Consider the following 17,662-nt stretch of genomic DNA (forward strand, 5'->3'; position numbering starts at 1 on the left):
TCACATTCCGAACCCGGAAGCTAAGCCTCACAGCGCCGATGGTACTGCAGGGGGGACCCTGTGGGAGAGTAGGACACCGCCGAACAATCATTGAGTGGGTTGGACCCGGAACTTCCGTTCCGGGTCCAACCCTTTTTTGTTCTGTGTCACTTGAAGTTCACGTTGCGCAACCACGATCCGCAGCATGGGTACTGCTGCAATGCTCAGGGCCGCCGGCATCGGAGTCGGTGACGAGGTCATCGTGCCGGCCTTCGGGAACGTCGAGGTCTCGGAAGCCGTGGCTCTGGCCGGTGCGCTCCCGGTGTTCGCGGACATCGACCCGGTGTCGTACTGCCTGGATCCGTCGGCTGTCGAAGCGGTCGTAACTCCGCGTACCGCGGCGGTCGTTGTCGTACACCGCTTCGGTCGGCCGGCGGATGTGGCGCGGCTGCACCGTGTTGGGCAGCGGCACGGGATTCTGGTGCTGGAGCAGGGGGAGTCCGAGTCGCCGTACGACGAGGTGGCTCAGCGACGGCAGCGGGCCGCTTACCTCGATGCCAAGTTGAAAGGTGTGTACACCCCTGATGGCGGTGTCGGGCACACCTATCAGCAATACGTCGTGCGGGTGCCGGGGAACGGGCGGCCGGACCGGGACGCCTTCGCGCGGGCCGTGCGGGCCAGGGGAGTTGAGTGCCGCGTTCCGGTGAAAACCCCGGTGCATCGGCTGCCCGGGTTCCGGCAGTGCGTGTCCTTGCCGGAGACTGAGCAGGCGGCGGCAGAAACGCTTGCGCTGCCTGTGGAAGGGGCTTTGACGAAGCGGGACATGCAGCGGATCGTGTCCGCGTGCAATGCCCTGGGTGGCCTGTTGCAGCCGGCCTTCTGACCGGTCTTGTCTCGGGCGGTCCTGGTTGGGAGCACGGGTCTGTTCGGGGTATGATCTATTCCGTTGCCGCGAGGGAAACCTCGGCAGGCGACCGGCCCCTATAGCTCAGTCGGCAGAGCGTCTCCATGGTAAGGAGAAGGTCAACGGTTCGATTCCGTTTGGGGGCTCCACTACAAGCTCCACTACAAAAGGCCTCCGCCCTTTCGGGCGGGGGCCTTTTGGTTGTTCGGGCGTTGTTTCAGGCGCTGTTGGGTCAGGCGCCGTTCAGGCCGTTGTGGAGACCCGGCACGCGCATGGCCAGGATCGCCATGTCGTCGGAGGGGGCGTCCGTGGCGAAGCGTTCCACGGCGCGCATGACGCGGGCCGCCACCGCGCCCGCCGTGAGGCCGGTGCAGGTGGTGAGGACGTCGGCGAGGCCGTCGTCGCCCAGCATGCGGGCGCCCTCGCGTCGTTCGGTGACGCCGTCCGTGACGCAGAGCAGGACGTCGCCGGGGTCGAGGATGACGGTCTGCTCGTAGAGGTCCAGGTCCTCCAGGACACCGAGGAGCGGCTGGGGCTCGGCCGCGGTCTCGACCGTGCCGTCCTGGCGCAGGCGGAGCGGCAGCGGGTGTCCGGCGCACACCACTTTCAGTTCCGCGCTGCCGTCCTCCTGCGGGCGCATCTCGCCGTACAGGAGCGTCAGGAAGCGGCTGCGGGCGCCCTCGTCGAGGATCGCGGAGTTGAGGCGTTGCAGGACCGCCGGGCCGCTGAGGCCCTCGCGGGCCAGCAACCTCAGCGCATGGCGGGCCAGGCCCGTGACCGCCGCCGCGTTGGGGCCCGTACCGCAGACGTCGCCGATGGCGAAGCCGTAGGCACCGTCGCGGATGGGGAACAGGTCGTAGAAGTCGCCGCCGACCTCGTTGCCCTCGCCGGCCGCGCGGTAGATGACCTCGACCTCCACGCCACCGATCTCGGGGAGCTCGGGCGGCAGGAGGCTGCGCTGGAGGGACTGGCTGATGGCCACGCGCTCCGAGTAGAGACGGGCGTTGTCCAGGGCCAGGGCGGCTCTGCGGGACAGGTCCTCGGCCAGTTCCAGGATCTCCTGGCGGAAGTGTTCGTCGGTCGGCTTGCCCAGCGTCAACATGCCGATGACGCGGTTGCGGGCCACCAGAGGGAGGACGACCGTCTCGCCGCCCACGGCCGAGGCCGTTGCCAGGGTCGGGCCGATTCCCCCGCTGACCGTGGCTGGTTCACCGAGGCCCAGGCTGCGCATGGACGTGCGCAGCGCCGCCTGGTGGGCGGCTTCCGCCGGGGCCGACCAGACGCGGGCGCCCGGGGTGGGGACCGGGTCGGGCGGGGCGATCTTCGACAGGAGGGACTTGATGCCGTCGATGAGTTCCTCGTCCTCGTGCAGGACGTACGACAGATATGGCTCCGAGGCCTGGTCGGCGATCGTGTAGACGGCGCACCAGGTGGCCAGCGTCGGGACCGTCATCTGGGCCATGAGGGCCAGTGTCTGGTCGCGGTCCAGGGTGCCGGCCAGGAGGTCGGAGGCCTCGACGAGGAAGCTGAGGGAGCCGCGGCGCAGACGTTCGAGTTCACCCAGGCGGGCGGATTCGACGGCCAGGGCGATACGGTCGGCGGCGAACTGGAGGCGCAGGGCCTCCTCGTTGGAGTATCTGCCGGGCGCCTCCGCGGCGACGCCGAGGGAGCCGGTGAGGCGGCCCTCGACCTTCAACGGGACCGTGACCACCGAGCGCATGCCGGTGCCGTTCAGCAGCGGCACCGCGCCGGAGACCGCCGTGAGGTCGTCATGGACGGCCGGCATGCGGGCGGAGCCGTAGCGGCCGGGGCCCGCCTCGACGGGGACGCGGGCGAAGCGCTGGCGGGCCGAGGGCAGGCCCGTGGAGGCACGGACCTCCAACTCCGTTTCGTCGTCGGTGGCGAGGAGCAGGAAGGCGGAGTCGCCGTCGAGCATGTCGCGGGCGCGTTCCACCGTGCGCTGGAGGAGGCCGTCGAGGTCGTCCGGGGCGGGGGAGCCGATGAACACCTCGAAGGGATCGGTGTTCTGGCCCTCCGAGGAGGTGCTCGTGTCGGATGCCGGCAGGCGCATCGGCGTCTGCAGGACGGCGCGTTCGTGGTCCCGTACGAGGAGGCAGACCGTGGAGGGCTCGCCGGCCGTGTCGCGGACGCGGAGGTGGGAGGCGTAGACGGGAATCACCCGCCCGTTCGCGTTGCGGATGCCGTAACTGCCTTCCCAGCGGGAGAGTTGAAGGGCCTCCGCGATGCCCGTGCTGGTGCCGGGCGTGTGCGGCCAGGCCGCGAGGTCGGTGAGGGGTTTTCCGGTGACCTGTTCCGCCTGGTAGCCGAACAGCTCCTCGGCGTCGTCGTTCCAGGCCGAGATGGAGCCGTTCCGGTCGATCTGGATGACCGCCACACGGACGCGGCCGTCGGCCAGCGGGAGCAGGTCGGCCGGGAGGGACGGGCCGGCGGTGCGGGTGCCCACCGCGCGCTCGGGGAGGTCGAGTTGGAACCAGACCTGCTTGTGCGTCGGGGTGTACTCGACGCCCCAGCGGCTGGCCAGGGCCGCGCACAGCTGGAGGCCGCGGCCGCCCTCGCGGTCGGGGCTGCCCATGTTGACGGCCGAGCCCTGGAGTGGGACTTCGCGTTCGGGGTAGTGGTCGGCGACCTCGATGCGTACGCCGCCGTCGGTGCGCAGACACAGGACGTCCGCGGTCGTACCGGCGTGCACGACGGCGTTGGTGACCAGCTCGCTGGTGAGGACCACCGCGTCGTCCACGATGTCGGCGTAGCCCCAGCCCTGGAGTGTGTCGCGGACGAAGGAGCGGGCGGAGGCGACCGAGCGCCCGACGGGCTCGAAGCTGGCGGCCGCGCGCGCGGTGATCACGGAACTCCTCGACCTGCTTTCTACGTGCTGGGCCCCGTGGTCGACCGGCTCCCGTCGCGTTTGCGACGGCAGGCCGCTCGTCGGCCGGGGGTCCGGGGGCTGTCCCCCGGGAATCAGTCCGGTGGTCATGTGTGCGGCCGCCCCTCCGATGCCCGCTCGTTCTCGTGCCACCGCCCAGGCCGGACGGACCGGCGCGGCTGGACAGCCGCATGCAAGGTTACTTACCTTCGCCATCCATGCGTGTGCCGGTCTGCAGTGTTTCCGTCCGGAGGGTGTGCGGACGATGTGCGAAGCTGCCGAACTGTTATGGCCTGGTTCGGCAGGGGTGAAACACTGGGCAGGCTTCTGGTGGAGGTTCTGGCAGGCCGAGAGTGTGTTCCGCGTATGGCGGGCAGCAGCCCTGGGTGCGGCCGGTACCCCTGGTGGTGATGGCGGCCCGGTACCGCCGGGCCGGTATACGCAGTAGTAACCGGTACGCCGAGCAGCAGTACCCGAGCACAGCAGTAACGGTCGATCCCTGCGGGAGGGACACAGTGGAGTCTGGCGCAGCGACGCGGGGCACTAAGCCGCGTGCAAAGGGCGGACAGTCCCCGAGCAACCGGAACGGGACCACCGAGGTGGACACGGCTGCCCTGAACCGGCTGCTCGCGGCTCTTGTGTCGATGCGGGACGGAAACTTCCGCAAGCGGCTCACGGTGTCCGGGGACGGCGTGATGGCGGAGATCGCGGCCGTGTTCAACGAGGTGGCCGACCGCAATCTGCACCTGACGGGTGAGCTGTCGCGCGTGCGCCGCGTGGTGGGACGTGAGGGCAAGCTCACGGAGCGGCTGGAGACGGGCGCCTGCGAGGGGTCCTGGGCGGCCGCCATCGACGCCTCGAACGCCCTGGTCGACGATCTCGTATGGCCGGTGTCCGAGGTCAGCCGGGTGCTGTCCGCGGTGGCGGACGGTGATCTGCTGCCCCGGATGGAGTTGCGGACGCAGGCGCCCGACGGGAGCGGGCACCCGCTGCGCGGGGAGTTCCTCAAGGTCGGGCGGACGGTCAACAACCTGGTCGACCAGTTGTCGACGTTCACCGACGAGGTCACGCGGGTGGCCAGTGAGGTGGGCACCGAGGGAAAGCTGGGCGGGCAGGCCCAGGTGCGCGGGATGTCGGGTTCGTGGAAGGACCTGACGGAGTCCGTCAACACGATGGCGTACCGGCTGACCGCTCAGGTGCGGGATATCGCGCTGGTGACGACGGCGGTCGCCAAGGGTGATCTGTCCCGGAAGGTCACGGTTCACGTGGCCGGCGAGATGCTGGAGCTGAAGGAAACCGTCAACACGATGGTGGACCAGCTCTCCGCGTTCTCCTCCGAGGTGACCCGGGTCGCCCGAGAGGTGGGGACCGAGGGCGAGCTGGGCGGTCAGGCGCAGGTGCCCGGCGTGGCTGGCGTGTGGAAGGAGCTCACCGATTCCGTCAACACGATGGCCGGGAACCTCACCGCCCAGGTGCGCGGTATCGCGGAGGTGACGACCGCGGTCGCCAGCGGTGATCTGTCGCGCAAGGTGACGGTGCAGGCGCGGGGTGAGGTCGCGCAGCTCGCCGAGACGATCAACCAGATGACCGAGACGCTGCGGATCTTCGCCGACGAGGTCACGCGCGTGGCCAACGAGGTCGGTGCAGAGGGACGGCTCGGCGGGCAGGCGAACGTGCCGGGTGCGGCGGGAACGTGGAAGGACCTGACGGACTCCGTCAACACGGTGTTCCGGAACCTGACGACCCAGGTGCGGGACATCGCCGCGGTGACGACGGCGGTGGCCAACGGTGATCTGTCGCAGAAGGTCACCGTGGACGTGGCCGGCGAGATGCTGGAGCTGAAGAACACCGTCAACGGGATGGTGGACCAGCTGTCGGCCTTCGGTTCCGAGGTCACGCGGGTGGCGCGCGAGATCGGTGACGAGGGTGAGCTGGGCGGTCAGGCACAGGTGCCGGGTGCGGCAGGGACGTGGAAGGACCTGACGGACTCCGTCAACACGGCGTTCCGGAATCTCACCGGACAGGTGAGGAACATCGCCCAGGTGACGACGGCGGTGGCCAACGGTGATCTGTCGCAGAAGGTCACCGTGGACGTCTCCGGCGAGATGCTGCAGCTGAAGAACACCGTCAACACGATGGTGGACCAGCTGTCGTCCTTCGCCGACCAGGTCACGACCATGGCCCGGGAGGTGGGCACCGAGGGGCGGCTCGGCGGGCAGGCGCGCGTGGAGGGCGTCTCCGGTACGTGGAAGGAGCTCACGGACGCCGTCAACTCCATCACCGGCAACCTGACCGCCCAGGTGCGACAGATCGCCCAGGTGACGACTGCTGTGGCGCGTGGCGACCTGTCGCAGAAGATCACCATGGATGTGCGCGGGGAGATCCTGGAGCTGAAGAACACCGTCAACACGATGGTGGACCAGCTGTCGTCCTTCGCCGACCAGGTGACGCGGGTGGCCCGCGAGGTGGGTACGGAGGGCCGGCTCGGCGGTCAGGCGCAGGTGCCCGGCGTGGCCGGTGTGTGGCGGGACCTGACGGACTCCGTGAACGGCATGGCCGGCAACCTGACCGCTCAGATGCGGCAGATCGCGCAGGTCGCGACGGCGGTGGCGCGGGGTGATCTGTCGCAGAAGATCACCGTGGACGCGCGTGGCGAGATTCTGGAGCTGAAGAACACCCTCAACACGATGGTGGACCAGCTGTCGTCCTTCGCCGAGGAGGTCACCCGCGTCGCCCGCGAGGTGGGCACCGAGGGGAAGCTGGGCGGTCAGGCCGAGGTGCAGGGCGTGTCCGGCACCTGGAAGGACCTCACCCAGTCCGTGAACTTCATGGCGAACAACCTCACCGTGCAGGTGCGCAGCATCGCCGACGTCACGACCGCGGTCGCCAAGGGTGACCTGTCGAAGAAGATCACCGTCGACGCCAAGGGCGAGATCCTCGAGCTCGTCACCACCGTGAACACGATGGTCGACCAGCTGTCGTCCTTCGCCGACCAGGTGACCCGGGTGGCCCGCGAGGTGGGCACCGAGGGCATCCTGGGCGGCCAGGCTCATGTGCCGGGTGTCACGGGCATCTGGAAGGACCTCAGCGACAACGTCAACCTGATGGCCAAGAACCTCACCGTTCAGGTGAGGAACATCTCCCAGGTCGCGGCGGCCGTCGCCAACGGTGACCTGACGCGGACGGTGACGATCGAGGCGCGCGGTGAGGTCGCTCAGCTCGCCGACACCTTCAACACCATGGTGAAGACCCTGAGCTCGTTCGCCGACCAGGTCACCAAGGTGGCCCGCGAGGTGGGTACGGACGGCATCCTGGGCGGGCAGGCGCACGTGCCGGGCGTGGCGGGCACCTGGAAGGACCTCACCGAGTCCGTGAACCAGATGGCGTCCAACCTGACCGGGCAGGTGCGCAACATCGCCATGGTTACCACGGCCATCGCCAAGGGTGACCTCACGAAGAAGATCGACATCGACGCGCGCGGTGAGATCCTCGAGCTGAAGACGACCATCAACACGATGGTCGACCAGCTGTCCTCGTTCGCCGAGGAGGTCACCCGCGTCGCCCGTGAGGTGGGTACGGAGGGCCAGCTGGGCGGCCAGGCACGCGTGCGTGATGTCGACGGCACCTGGCGTGACCTCACCGAGTCCGTGAACGAGATGGCCGGGAACCTGACCCGGCAGGTACGTGCCATCGCGCGCGTGGCGACCGCGGTGACCCGTGGCGACCTGAACCTGAAGATCGACGTGGACGCCTCCGGCGAGATCCAGGAACTTCAGGACTACATCAACAAGATGATCGCCAACCTGCGCGACACCACGATCGCCAACAAGGAGCAGGACTGGCTCAAGGGCAACCTCGCCCGTATCTCCGCGCTGATGCAGGGCCGCCGTGATCTGGAGGACGTGGCCTCACTGATCATGAGCGAGCTGACGCCGGTGGTCTCCGCGCAGCACGGCGCGTTCTTCGTCGCGATGCCGCTCGGCGACGGTGCCGGCGACCAGTTCGAACTGCGCATGCTGGGCTCGTACGGCTACTCGATGGGATCCATGCCGACGTCGTTCCGGCCGGGGGAGGCGCTGGTCGGCACGGCCGCGCAGGAGAAGCGCACGATCCTCGTCGAGAACGCCCCCAGCGGCTATCTGAAGATCTCCTCCGGGCTCGGCGAGGCGCCGCCCGCGCAGGTGATCGTGCTGCCGGTGCTGTTCGAGGGCAAGGTGCTCGGCGTCATCGAACTGGCGTCGTTCACACCGTTCACGCAGATCCAGAAGGACTTCCTCAACCAGATCGCCGAGATGATCGCGACCAGCGTCAACACGATCTCCGTCAACACCAAGACGGAGGTGCTGCTGAAGCAGTCGCAGGAGCTGACCGAGCAACTGCGTGAGCGGTCCGCCGAGTTGGAGAACCGGCAGAAGGCCCTCCAGGCGTCCAATGCCGAGCTGGAGGAGAAGGCCGAGCTGCTCGCCCGGCAGAACCGCGACATCGAGGTGAAGAACACCGAGATCGAGGAGGCGCGGCAGGTCCTGGAGGAGCGCGCCGAGCAGCTCGCGGTCTCCATGCGCTACAAGAGCGAGTTCCTCGCCAACATGTCGCACGAGCTGCGTACGCCCCTGAACTCGCTGCTGATCCTGGCCAAGCTGCTCGCCGACAACGCGGACGGCAACCTCACCCCGAAGCAGGTCGAGTTCGCCGAGACGATCCACGGGGCGGGCTCCGACCTGCTCCAGTTGATCAACGACATCCTCGACCTGTCGAAGGTCGAGGCGGGCAAGATGGACGTCTCCCCGACGCGGATCGCGCTCGTCCAGCTCGTCGACTACGTGGAGGCCACGTTCCGGCCGCTGACCGCGGAGAAGGGCCTGGATCTGTCCGTACGGGTGTCGCCGGAGCTGCCCGCCACGCTGCACACCGACGAGCAGCGGCTGCTGCAGGTGCTGCGCAACCTGCTGTCCAACGCGGTGAAGTTCACCGACTCCGGCTCGGTGGAGCTCGTGATCCGTCCGGCGCGCGACGACGTGCCGCAGAGAATCCGGGAGCAGTTGCTGGAGGCCGGTTCACTGACCGATCCGGACGCGGAGCTGATCGCGTTCTCGGTGACCGACACCGGCATCGGCATCGCGGCGAGCAAGATGCGGGTGATCTTCGAGGCGTTCAAGCAGGCGGACGGCACGACCAGCCGCAAGTACGGCGGTACCGGGCTCGGGCTGTCGATCTCGCGGGAGATCGCTCAGCTGCTCGGCGGTGAGATCCACGCGCAGAGCGAGCCGGGCCGCGGTTCGACGTTCACGCTGTATCTGCCCCTGCACCCGAGCGAGCTGCCGCCGCACGGCTACCAGCAGCCCACGCTCCCCGCGGGGGCCGGCGAGCTCGGCGAGGGCTGGCCGGAGTTGTCCGAGGCGGTCGTGGAGACGCCGGCCGAGGTGAAGTCGTACCGGGAGACGCAGAACGGTGCGGCCGCCCTGTTCCGGCGGCGCCGCAGGACTACGCCCGTCGCCGAACAGCGGGCCCTGCCGCAGGCGCAGTGGCCGGCCGGCGCGGAGGACGCGGACGCGCAGTCGCGCGGCGGGATCCGGTTCGGCGGCGAGAAGGTGCTGATCGTCGACGACGACATCCGTAACGTCTTCGCCCTCACCAGCGTCCTGGAGCAGCACGGGCTGTCGGTGCTGTACGCCGAGAACGGCCGGGAGGGCATCGAGGTCCTGGAGCAGCACGACGACGTGGCGGTCGTCCTGATGGACATCATGATGCCGGAGATGGACGGGTACGCGACGACCACGGCGATCCGTCGGATGCCGCAGTTCGCAGGACTGCCGATCATCGCGCTGACAGCCAAGGCGATGAAGGGCGACCGGGAGAAGGCGATCGAGTCGGGCGCCTCCGACTACGTCACGAAGCCGGTCGATCCCGATCATCTGCTCACGGTGATGGAGCAGTGGATGCAGGGGGAATGAACGGTGGATGTTCACCTGGAGTTGCTGACTCAGGGTGTTGGTAGTCGTGTACAAGTACGGGATTCGGGGAACCTTCTGGTCTCCCCCTACGTTTCTGCTACGTGCACAGTGACATCGCGGTGACAGGGTGTGGCGACAGGCGGGGTACGGCTACGATGACCGGCACGAGGATGGGCGGCGTAACGGAGTCGTCCCACGGGGCGGCGCCCGGTGCACTGCCGGGGCGAGGAGGGCGGGCCATGGTGCAGAAGGCCAAGATCCTCCTGGTCGATGACCGGCCGGAGAATCTGCTGGCGCTGGAGGCGATCCTCTCTGCGCTCGATCAGACGCTGGTGCGGGCATCGTCCGGGGAGGAAGCGCTCAAAGCACTGCTCACGGACGACTTCGCGGTCATTCTGCTGGACGTCCAGATGCCGGGAATGGACGGTTTCGAAACCGCCGCCCACATCAAGCGGCGTGAGCGGACGCGGGACATCCCGATCATCTTCCTCACCGCGATCAACCACGGTCCGCACCACACGTTCCGTGGCTACGCGGCGGGCGCGGTCGACTACATCTCCAAGCCCTTCGACCCGTGGGTGCTGCGGGCGAAGGTCTCGGTGTTCGTCGAGCTGTACATGAAGAACTGCCAGCTGCGGGAGCAGGCGGCGCTGCTGCGGCTCCAGTTGGAGGGCGGCGGCAAGAGCGCGGTCGGCAGCGGCAAGGAGCCGGCCGGTCTGCTCGCGGAACTGTCGGCGCGGCTCGCAGCCGTGGAGGAGCAGGCCGAGGCGCTGTCCAAGCAACTCGACGACGATTCGGCGGACGCGGCAGCGGTGGCGACGGCGGCCCATCTGGAGCGCAAGCTCACGGGGTTGCGGCGGGCGTTGGACGCGCTGGAGCCGGGTGCGGGCGGCGCGGCGTCGGTGCCGTCGCAGAACTGACGTCTGTGCGGGGCCAGTTGCCCGGTGCCCGCGCCGCGGCCGACGGCGCGGCGTTCACCAGTGCGTCACTCCTACGTGAACTCGCGTCAGTTTCACGCCTCTGCAAGGGCGACACGAACGGGTGAAGCAGTGGGCACGCGTGTCCGCTGTCGTCTCCACCGGTAATCTCACACCTATGGCCTCACGTCCCTCCGCAGCCAAGAAGCAGCCCGCGAAGAAGGCTGCCGGTTCCGCGAAGGCTCCGGCGAAGAAGGCCGCTGCGAAGAAGACCCCGGCGAAGAAGGCTCCCGCCAAGAAGGCCGCGGCGAAGAAGCCCGCGCCCAAGCCGGCACCCAATCCGACCGGAGGCGTCTACCGGCTCGTCCGCGCGATCTGGCTCGGCGTCGCGCATGCCGTCGGCGCCGTCTTCCGCGGCATCGGACAGGGCGCCAAGAACCTCGACCCGGCCCACCGCAAGGACGGCATCGCCCTGCTGCTCCTCGGCCTGGCGCTGATCGTCGCCGCGGGTACCTGGTCCAACCTGCGCGGCCCGGTCGGCGACCTCGTCGAGATACTCGTCACCGGCGCCTTCGGCCGGCTGGACCTGCTCGTGCCGATCCTCCTCGCGGTCATCGCGGTGCGCTTCATCCGGCACCCCGAGCAGCCCGAGGCCAACGGCCGCATCGTCATCGGCCTGTCCGCGCTCGTCATCGGCGTGCTCGGCCAGGTCCACATCGCCTGCGGCTCGCCCGCCCGCAGCGACGGCATGCAGGCCATACGGGACGCCGGCGGCCTCATCGGCTGGGGCGCGGCGACCCCGCTGACGTACACCATGAGCGAGATGCTCGCGGTACCGCTGCTCGTACTCCTGACGCTCTTCGGTCTGCTGGTCGTCACGGCCACCCCGGTCAACGCCATCCCGCAGCGGCTGCGGCTGCTCGGCACGAAGCTCGGCCTCGTCCGCGACCCGGCGGACGAGGAGTTCACCGACGACGACGAGCGGTACGACGACCAGTGGCGCGAGGCGCTGCCGGCCCGTCCCCGCAGGCGCGGGCCGGCCCCGCAGTCGTACGACCCCGACGGCGCCGAGCAGGAGGCGCTCTCCCGGCGTCGCGGCCGTCCGAGGCGCTCCGCTGTGCCGCAGCCCGAGATGGACCGGCAGATGGACGCCGTGGACGTCGCTGCGGCCGCCGCTGCCGCGCTCGACGGTGCCGTGCTGCACGGCATGCCGCCCTCGCCGGTCGTCGCCGACCTCACCCAGGGTGTGAGCGTCGGCGACCGCGCGGAGACCACACCGACTCCGACGCCGGTCCCGGCCGCGCGCCCCCAGCAGGAGAAGCTGAAGGGCGAGGTCCCCGACCTCACCAAGGCGCCGCCCCACGAGACCCGCGACCTCCCGCCGCGCGCCGAGCAACTCCAGCTGTCCGGCGACATCACGTACTCCCTGCCGTCCCTCGACCTCCTCACGCGCGGGGGCCCCGGAAAGGCGCGCAGCGCCGCCAACGACGCCGTGGTGGCCTCCCTCACCAACGTCTTCACCGAGTTCAAGGTCGACGCCGCCGTCACCGGCTTCACGCGCGGGCCGACGGTCACGCGGTACGAGGTCGAACTCGGCCCCGCCGTGAAGGTCGAGCGGATCACCGCGCTCACCAAGAACATCGCGTACGCCGTCGCCAGTCCCGACGTGCGGATCATCAGCCCGATCCCCGGCAAGTCCGCGGTCGGCATCGAGATCCCGAACACCGACCGCGAGATGGTCAACCTCGGCGACGTGCTGCGGCTGGCGGCGGCCGCCGAGGACGACCATCCGATGCTGGTGGCGCTGGGCAAGGACGTCGAGGGCGGCTACGTAATGGCCAACCTTGCGAAGATGCCGCACGTCCTCGTCGCCGGAGCCACCGGTTCCGGTAAATCCTCGTGCATTAACTGCCTGATTACGTCAGTCATGGTCCGCGCGACCCCCGAGGACGTCCGCATGGTCCTCGTCGACCCCAAGCGCGTCGAGCTCACCGCGTACGAGGGCATCCCGCACCTGATCACGCCGATCATCACCAACCCGAAGCGGGCCGCCGAGGCGCTCCAGTGGGTCGTACGGGAAATGGACCTGCGGTACGACGACCTGGCTGCGTACGGCTACCGGCACATCGACGACTTCAACGAGGCCGTGCGGAACGGCAAGGTGACGGCGCCGGAGAGCAGTGAGCGGGAACTCCAGCCGTACCCGTACCTCCTGGTGATCGTCGACGAGCTCGCCGACCTGATGATGGTGGCTCCGCGCGACGTGGAGGACGCCATCGTGCGCATCACGCAACTCGCGCGCGCGGCCGGCATCCACCTGGTGCTCGCCACGCAGCGGCCGTCAGTGGACGTGGTCACCGGTCTGATCAAGGCGAACGTGCCGTCACGGCTGGCGTTCGCCACCTCCTCACTGGCGGACTCGCGGGTCATCCTCGACCAGCCGGGCGCCGAGAAGCTGATCGGCAAGGGCGACGGACTGTTCCTGCCGATGGGCGCGAACAAGCCGGTGCGTATGCAGGGCGCGTTCGTGACCGAGGAGGAGGTCGCGGCCGTCGTCCAGCACTGCAAGGACCAGATGGCGCCGGTCTTCCGGGACGATGTCACCGTCGGCAGCAAGCAGAAGAAGGAGATCGACGAGGACATCGGCGACGACCTGGACCTGCTGTGCCAGGCGGCCGAGCTGGTGGTCTCCACGCAGTTCGGCTCGACCTCCATGCTCCAGCGCAAGCTGCGCGTGGGCTTCGCCAAGGCCGGGCGGCTGATGGACCTCATGGAGTCGCGGAACATCGTCGGGCCGAGCGAGGGCTCCAAGGCGCGTGATGTTCTTGTGAAACCCGATGACCTGGATGGCGTGCTCGCATTGATCCGTGGGGAGTCTGAAGCGTAGGGAGACGGGTGTCCTACGGTCGTCGTGCGGTGTGTTGTTCGATCGTGACTCACCCGTAAGCGATCATTGAGCAACCGTTTCCCTCCGGCGTACGTCAAGTTGAGGGAACCGCAAAGCACCTGCCCCATCATCAGTCAACACTCGACCCGCCATCAGGATGTCCGGCCATTCGGATGGCGTACAAAGTCCCGTCGCCCGGTTGCCCCACCCTTTCGTACCCCCCCTAGACTGAACCTCCAGCACAGGTGGCTACACGCTCGAAAGGCGCCCCCGTGTCCATCGGCAACTCCCCTGAAGACGAGCGTCCGTTCGAAGACGTATCCGAGGAAGCCCGCCCCTCCATCGGCCGCGCCCTGCAGCAGGCGCGCATGGCCGCCGGGCTGACCGTCGACGACGTCAGTACCGCCACCCGAGTCCGCATCGCCATCGTGCACGCCATCGAGTCGGACGACTTCGCGCCCTGCGGCGGCGACGTCTACGCCCGCGGGCACATCAGGACCCTGGCCAGGTTCGTCCACCTGGACCCGGCTCCACTCCTCGCGCAGTTCGACGCCCAGCACGGTGGGCGGCCGGCGCCGACACCGGCGGCACCCCTCTTCGAGGCCGAGCGCATCCGCCCGGAGCGGCGGGGGCCCAACTGGACCGCGGCCATGGTCGCCGCGATCGTGGTCGTGATCGGCTTCGTCGGGTTCACCGTGGTCAAGGGTGGCGACACCGGCACCGGCTCCGAGACACCGGTCGCCGAGGGTTCCAAGCCCTCGTCGGCCAAGACGGCCTCGCCCTCGGGCGGCAACAGCAAGCCGGCCGAACCGAAGCCCGACCCGACGGAGAGCGCCATCGCGGCCGCGCCCCAGGACAAGGTCACCGTCCAGGTGAGCGCCGTCAACGGCCGCAGCTGGATCTCCGCCAAGGACCACAACGGCCGGCTGCTCTTCGACGGACTCCTCAAGCAGGGCGAGTCCAAGACCTTCCAGGACAGCTCCAAGATCAACCTCGTGCTCGGCGACGCCGGCGCGATCCAGCTCTATGTGAACGGCAAGAAGATCGAGAGCGACTTCCAGCCGGGCTCCGTGGAGCGGCTCACCTACACGAAGGGCGACCCGCAGGCCGGATAGGCGTCTGAGGGGCTTGTCGTCGCTACGGGGTTGGCCATGATCGGCCAACCCCGTCGTCGTGGGGTGGTCGACATGGGGTGTCAGCGGGACGAAGTAGTCTTGAGCCCATGCCTGAACGCCGTACCGTCGCACTCGTCACCCTTGGCTGCGCCCGTAACGAGGTGGACTCGGAGGAGCTCGCAGGCCGTTTGGAGGCGGACGGCTGGGAGCTCGTCGAGGAAGCCGGGGACGCCGACGTCGCCGTCGTCAACACCTGCGGCTTCGTCGACGCCGCCAAGAAGGACTCCGTCGACGCCCTGCTGGAGGCCAACGATCTCAAGGGGCACGGAAGAACCCAGGCCGTCGTGGCGGTGGGCTGCATGGCCGAGCGGTACGGCAAGGAGCTCGCCGAGGCACTCCCCGAGGCCGACGGCGTGCTGGGCTTCGACGACTACGCGGACATCTCCGACCGGCTGCAGACGATCCTGAACGGCGGCATTCACGCCGCGCACACCCCGCGTGACCGGCGCAAGCTGCTGCCGATCAGCCCGGCGGAGCGGCAGGAGTCGGCGGCATCCGTCGCGCTGCCGGGGCACGCTCCCGCGGACCTTCCCGAGGGTCTCGCCCCGGCCTCCGGGCCGCGCGCGCCACTGCGGCGCCGGCTGGACGGCGCCCCCGTCGCCTCCGTGAAGCTGGCCTCGGGCTGCGACCGGCGCTGCTCCTTCTGCGCCATCCCCTCCTTCCGCGGCTCCTTCATCTCGCGCCGCCCGAGCGACGTGCTGAACGAGACGCGGTGGCTGGCCGAGCAGGGCGTCAAGGAGATCATGCTTGTCTCCGAGAACAACACCTCGTACGGCAAGGACCTGGGCGACATCCGCCTGCTGGAGTCGCTGCTGCCGGAGCTGGCTGAGGTCGACGGCATCGAGCGGGTGCGCGTGAGCTACCTCCAGCCGGCCGAGATGCGCCCCGGGCTGATCGACGTCCTGACCTCGACGCCGAAGGTCGCGCCGTACTTCGACCTGTCCTTCCAGCACTCCGCGCCCGACGTGCTGCGCGCGATGCGCCGCTTCGGTGACACCGACCGGTTCCTCGAGCTGCTCGACACCATCCGCAGCAAGGCGCCCGAGGCCGGCGTGCGCTCCAACTTCATCGTGGGCTTTCCCGGCGAGAGCGAGGCCGACCTGGCCGAGCTGGAGCGGTTCCTGAACGGCGCACGGCTGGACGCCATCGGCGTCTTCGGCTACTCCGACGAGGAGGGCACGGAGGCGGCCACGTACGACAACAAGCTCGACGAGGACGTCGTCGCCGAGCGCCTCGCCCGCATCTCGCGACTGGCCGAGGAACTCGTCTCGCAGCGGGCCGAGGAGCGCCTCGGTCAGACCGTGCGCGTGCTCGTGGAGTCGGTGGACACCGAGGACGGCACATACGGCCGTGCGGCGCACCAGGCGCCCGAGACGGACGGCCAGGTGCTGCTGACGAGCGGCGAGGGCCTGCGTATCGGTCGTATGGTCGAGGCGAAGGTGGTCGGTACGGAAGGTGTCGACCTGGTGGCCGAGCCGTTGCCGGGCGCGTTCGTCGGCGGTCGCGCAGGCGGTCTCCCGGGCAGTGAGGAGGCGGGCAGATGACCGGAGTACCAGCGTCCGCCGCAGGTGGCTCCGCCAAGGCGAACGGTGCCGCGGCCTCCTCGAGAGGGATCGCCGCGCGCGGGGCCTCGAAGGGGAAGGGGGCGGCCGCGGGTTCCACCGGGTCGGGCGCTTCCGGCGCGCAGGACGGGGGGAAGCCGGCGCGCGGCGGGAAGATCGCCGCCGCGGCCGTCGACCAGGCCAGCGTCTGGAACATCGCCAACCTCCTGACCATGCTCCGGCTGGTCCTGGTGCCGGGTTTCGTCGCGCTGATGCTGGCCGACGGCGGCTACGACCCGGCGTGGCGTTCGCTCGCCTGGGCAGCCTTCGCCATCGCCATGATCACCGATCTGTTCGACGGCCATCTGGCGCGCACCTACAACCTCGTCACCGACTTCGGGAAGATCGCCGACCCCATCGCCGACAAGGCGATCATGGGCGCGGCACTGATCTGTCTGTCGGCGCTCGGCGATCTGCCGTGGTGGGTGACGATCGTGATCCTCGGGCGGGAACTCGGGATCACACTGCTGCGTTTCTGGGTCATTCGGTACGGCGTCATCCCGGCCAGCCGCGGCGGCAAGCTGAAGACGCTCACGCAGGGCGTGGCCGTGGGGATGTACGTGCTGGCGCTGACGGGGTGGCTGGCCACCCTGAGGTTCTGGGTGATGGCTGCGGCGGTCGTCCTGACCGTGGTGACCGGGCTCGACTATGTGAGACAGGCCATTGTGCTGCGCAGGCAGGGAATGGCAGAGCGCAAGGCTGCGTTGGAGGAGACGGAAACGTGAGTTCCCCGGCCGCGGAAGTGGTGCGACTACTCACGGTGAGGGGCGAGACGGTCGCCGTCGCCGAGTCGCTGACGGGCGGCCTGGTGTCGGCGGAGCTGACGGCGGTTCCGGGGGCGTCCAAGGCGTTCCGGGGCTCGGTGACGGCGTACGCGACTGCGCTCAAGCACGAGCTGCTGGGCGTCGACGCCACTCTGCTGGCTCAGCGTGGAGCGGTGGATCCGCAGGTCGCACTCCAGATGGCGACCGGCGTCCGGAAGGCGCTGGGTGCCGACTGGGGCATCGCGACCACTGGTGTCGCCGGTCCGGAACCACAGGACGGGCAGCCCGTCGGGACGGTTTTCGTGGCCCTGGACGGGCCCTTCGGACCGGGTTCCGGTTCCGCCGGTGGCGGAAAAGTGGAGCCCCTGAGGTTGAACGGCCACCGCGCGGAAATTCGTATGGAGAGTGTACGGAGCGTACTCGCACTGCTTCTGAGGGAGCTTGCGGGCGAACAGACCGGGAATGAGCGGGCACAGGATACGGAACGGAACGGGGGGTTTTGATGTTTGCAGCCCTGAGTGAACACGACATCGCTCCCCGCACGGCCGCAGCGCAAGGCGGTACGGTGGGGCGTGAAGGATGCGGCTACGCGGTCCGAGG

At 69.0% G+C, this 17,662-nt stretch carries 9 protein-coding genes, 1 tRNA gene and 1 rRNA gene; 10 read left to right on the forward strand and 1 reads right to left on the reverse strand.

Annotation, left to right across the window (positions count from 1 at the left end; translation table 11 throughout):
- From rrf to ACFVJQ_RS35170, 3 genes are all read left to right on the forward strand, one after another.
- Window positions 1-85 (forward strand): 5S ribosomal RNA (gene rrf / locus ACFVJQ_RS35160); the annotation flags it as partial.
- Between the two features lie 114 nt (window positions 86-199).
- Window positions 200-862 carry a DegT/DnrJ/EryC1/StrS family aminotransferase gene (locus ACFVJQ_RS35165; RefSeq protein WP_385514832.1) on the forward strand — a complete coding sequence of 221 codons (663 nt, stop codon included), beginning with the start codon at window positions 200-202 and terminating at the stop codon, window positions 860-862.
- Between the two features lie 94 nt (window positions 863-956).
- Window positions 957-1,032, forward strand: a tRNA-Thr gene (locus ACFVJQ_RS35170).
- A gap of 83 nt (window positions 1,033-1,115) precedes the next feature.
- Here ACFVJQ_RS35170 and ACFVJQ_RS35175 read toward each other — a convergent pair.
- On the reverse strand, window positions 1,116-3,878 hold the full coding sequence (locus ACFVJQ_RS35175; RefSeq protein WP_385514829.1) for a SpoIIE family protein phosphatase: 2,763 nt from the start codon (window positions 3,876-3,878) through the stop codon (window positions 1,116-1,118).
- Window positions 3,879-4,282: 404 nt separating this feature from the next.
- Between ACFVJQ_RS35175 and ACFVJQ_RS35180 the strand changes: the two genes are divergently transcribed.
- The 7 genes from ACFVJQ_RS35180 to ACFVJQ_RS35210 all read left to right on the forward strand — a co-directional run bounded on the left by ACFVJQ_RS35180 (window position 4,283) and on the right by ACFVJQ_RS35210 (window position 17,565).
- Window positions 4,283-9,718, forward strand: coding sequence for a HAMP domain-containing protein (locus tag ACFVJQ_RS35180; protein ID WP_385789719.1), 5,436 nt, complete (start codon window positions 4,283-4,285; stop codon window positions 9,716-9,718).
- A gap of 239 nt (window positions 9,719-9,957) precedes the next feature.
- Window positions 9,958-10,638 (forward strand): two-component system response regulator, encoded by a 681-nt coding sequence (locus ACFVJQ_RS35185; RefSeq protein ID WP_385514827.1) that lies wholly within the window; start codon window positions 9,958-9,960, stop codon window positions 10,636-10,638.
- A gap of 175 nt (window positions 10,639-10,813) precedes the next feature.
- Complete coding sequence (locus tag ACFVJQ_RS35190) at window positions 10,814-13,522, forward strand: DNA translocase FtsK (protein ID WP_385514826.1); 2,709 nt, start codon at window positions 10,814-10,816, stop codon at window positions 13,520-13,522.
- 272 nt (window positions 13,523-13,794) lie between these two features.
- Window positions 13,795-14,637, forward strand: coding sequence for a helix-turn-helix domain-containing protein (locus ACFVJQ_RS35195; protein WP_385514825.1), 843 nt, complete (start codon window positions 13,795-13,797; stop codon window positions 14,635-14,637).
- Between the two features lie 107 nt (window positions 14,638-14,744).
- A complete protein-coding gene (gene rimO / locus ACFVJQ_RS35200) occupies window positions 14,745-16,241 on the forward strand; it encodes a 30S ribosomal protein S12 methylthiotransferase RimO (RefSeq protein ID WP_385514824.1) in 1,497 nt (498 codons plus the stop codon).
- Entirely contained in the window at window positions 16,238-17,023 is a 786-nt protein-coding gene (gene pgsA / locus ACFVJQ_RS35205; RefSeq protein WP_385514823.1) for a CDP-diacylglycerol--glycerol-3-phosphate 3-phosphatidyltransferase, read from the forward strand. Before rimO ends, pgsA begins: the two co-directional genes overlap by 4 nt.
- Window positions 17,020-17,565 (forward strand): CinA family protein, encoded by a 546-nt coding sequence (locus tag ACFVJQ_RS35210; RefSeq protein WP_224735736.1) that lies wholly within the window; start codon window positions 17,020-17,022, stop codon window positions 17,563-17,565. Before pgsA ends, ACFVJQ_RS35210 begins: the two co-directional genes overlap by 4 nt.
- Window positions 17,566-17,662 lie beyond the last annotated feature (97 nt).

Source organism: Streptomyces sp. NPDC127197 (genome assembly GCF_042672405.1).
Classification (GTDB): Bacteria; Actinomycetota; Actinomycetes; order Streptomycetales; family Streptomycetaceae; genus Streptomyces; species Streptomyces flavusporus.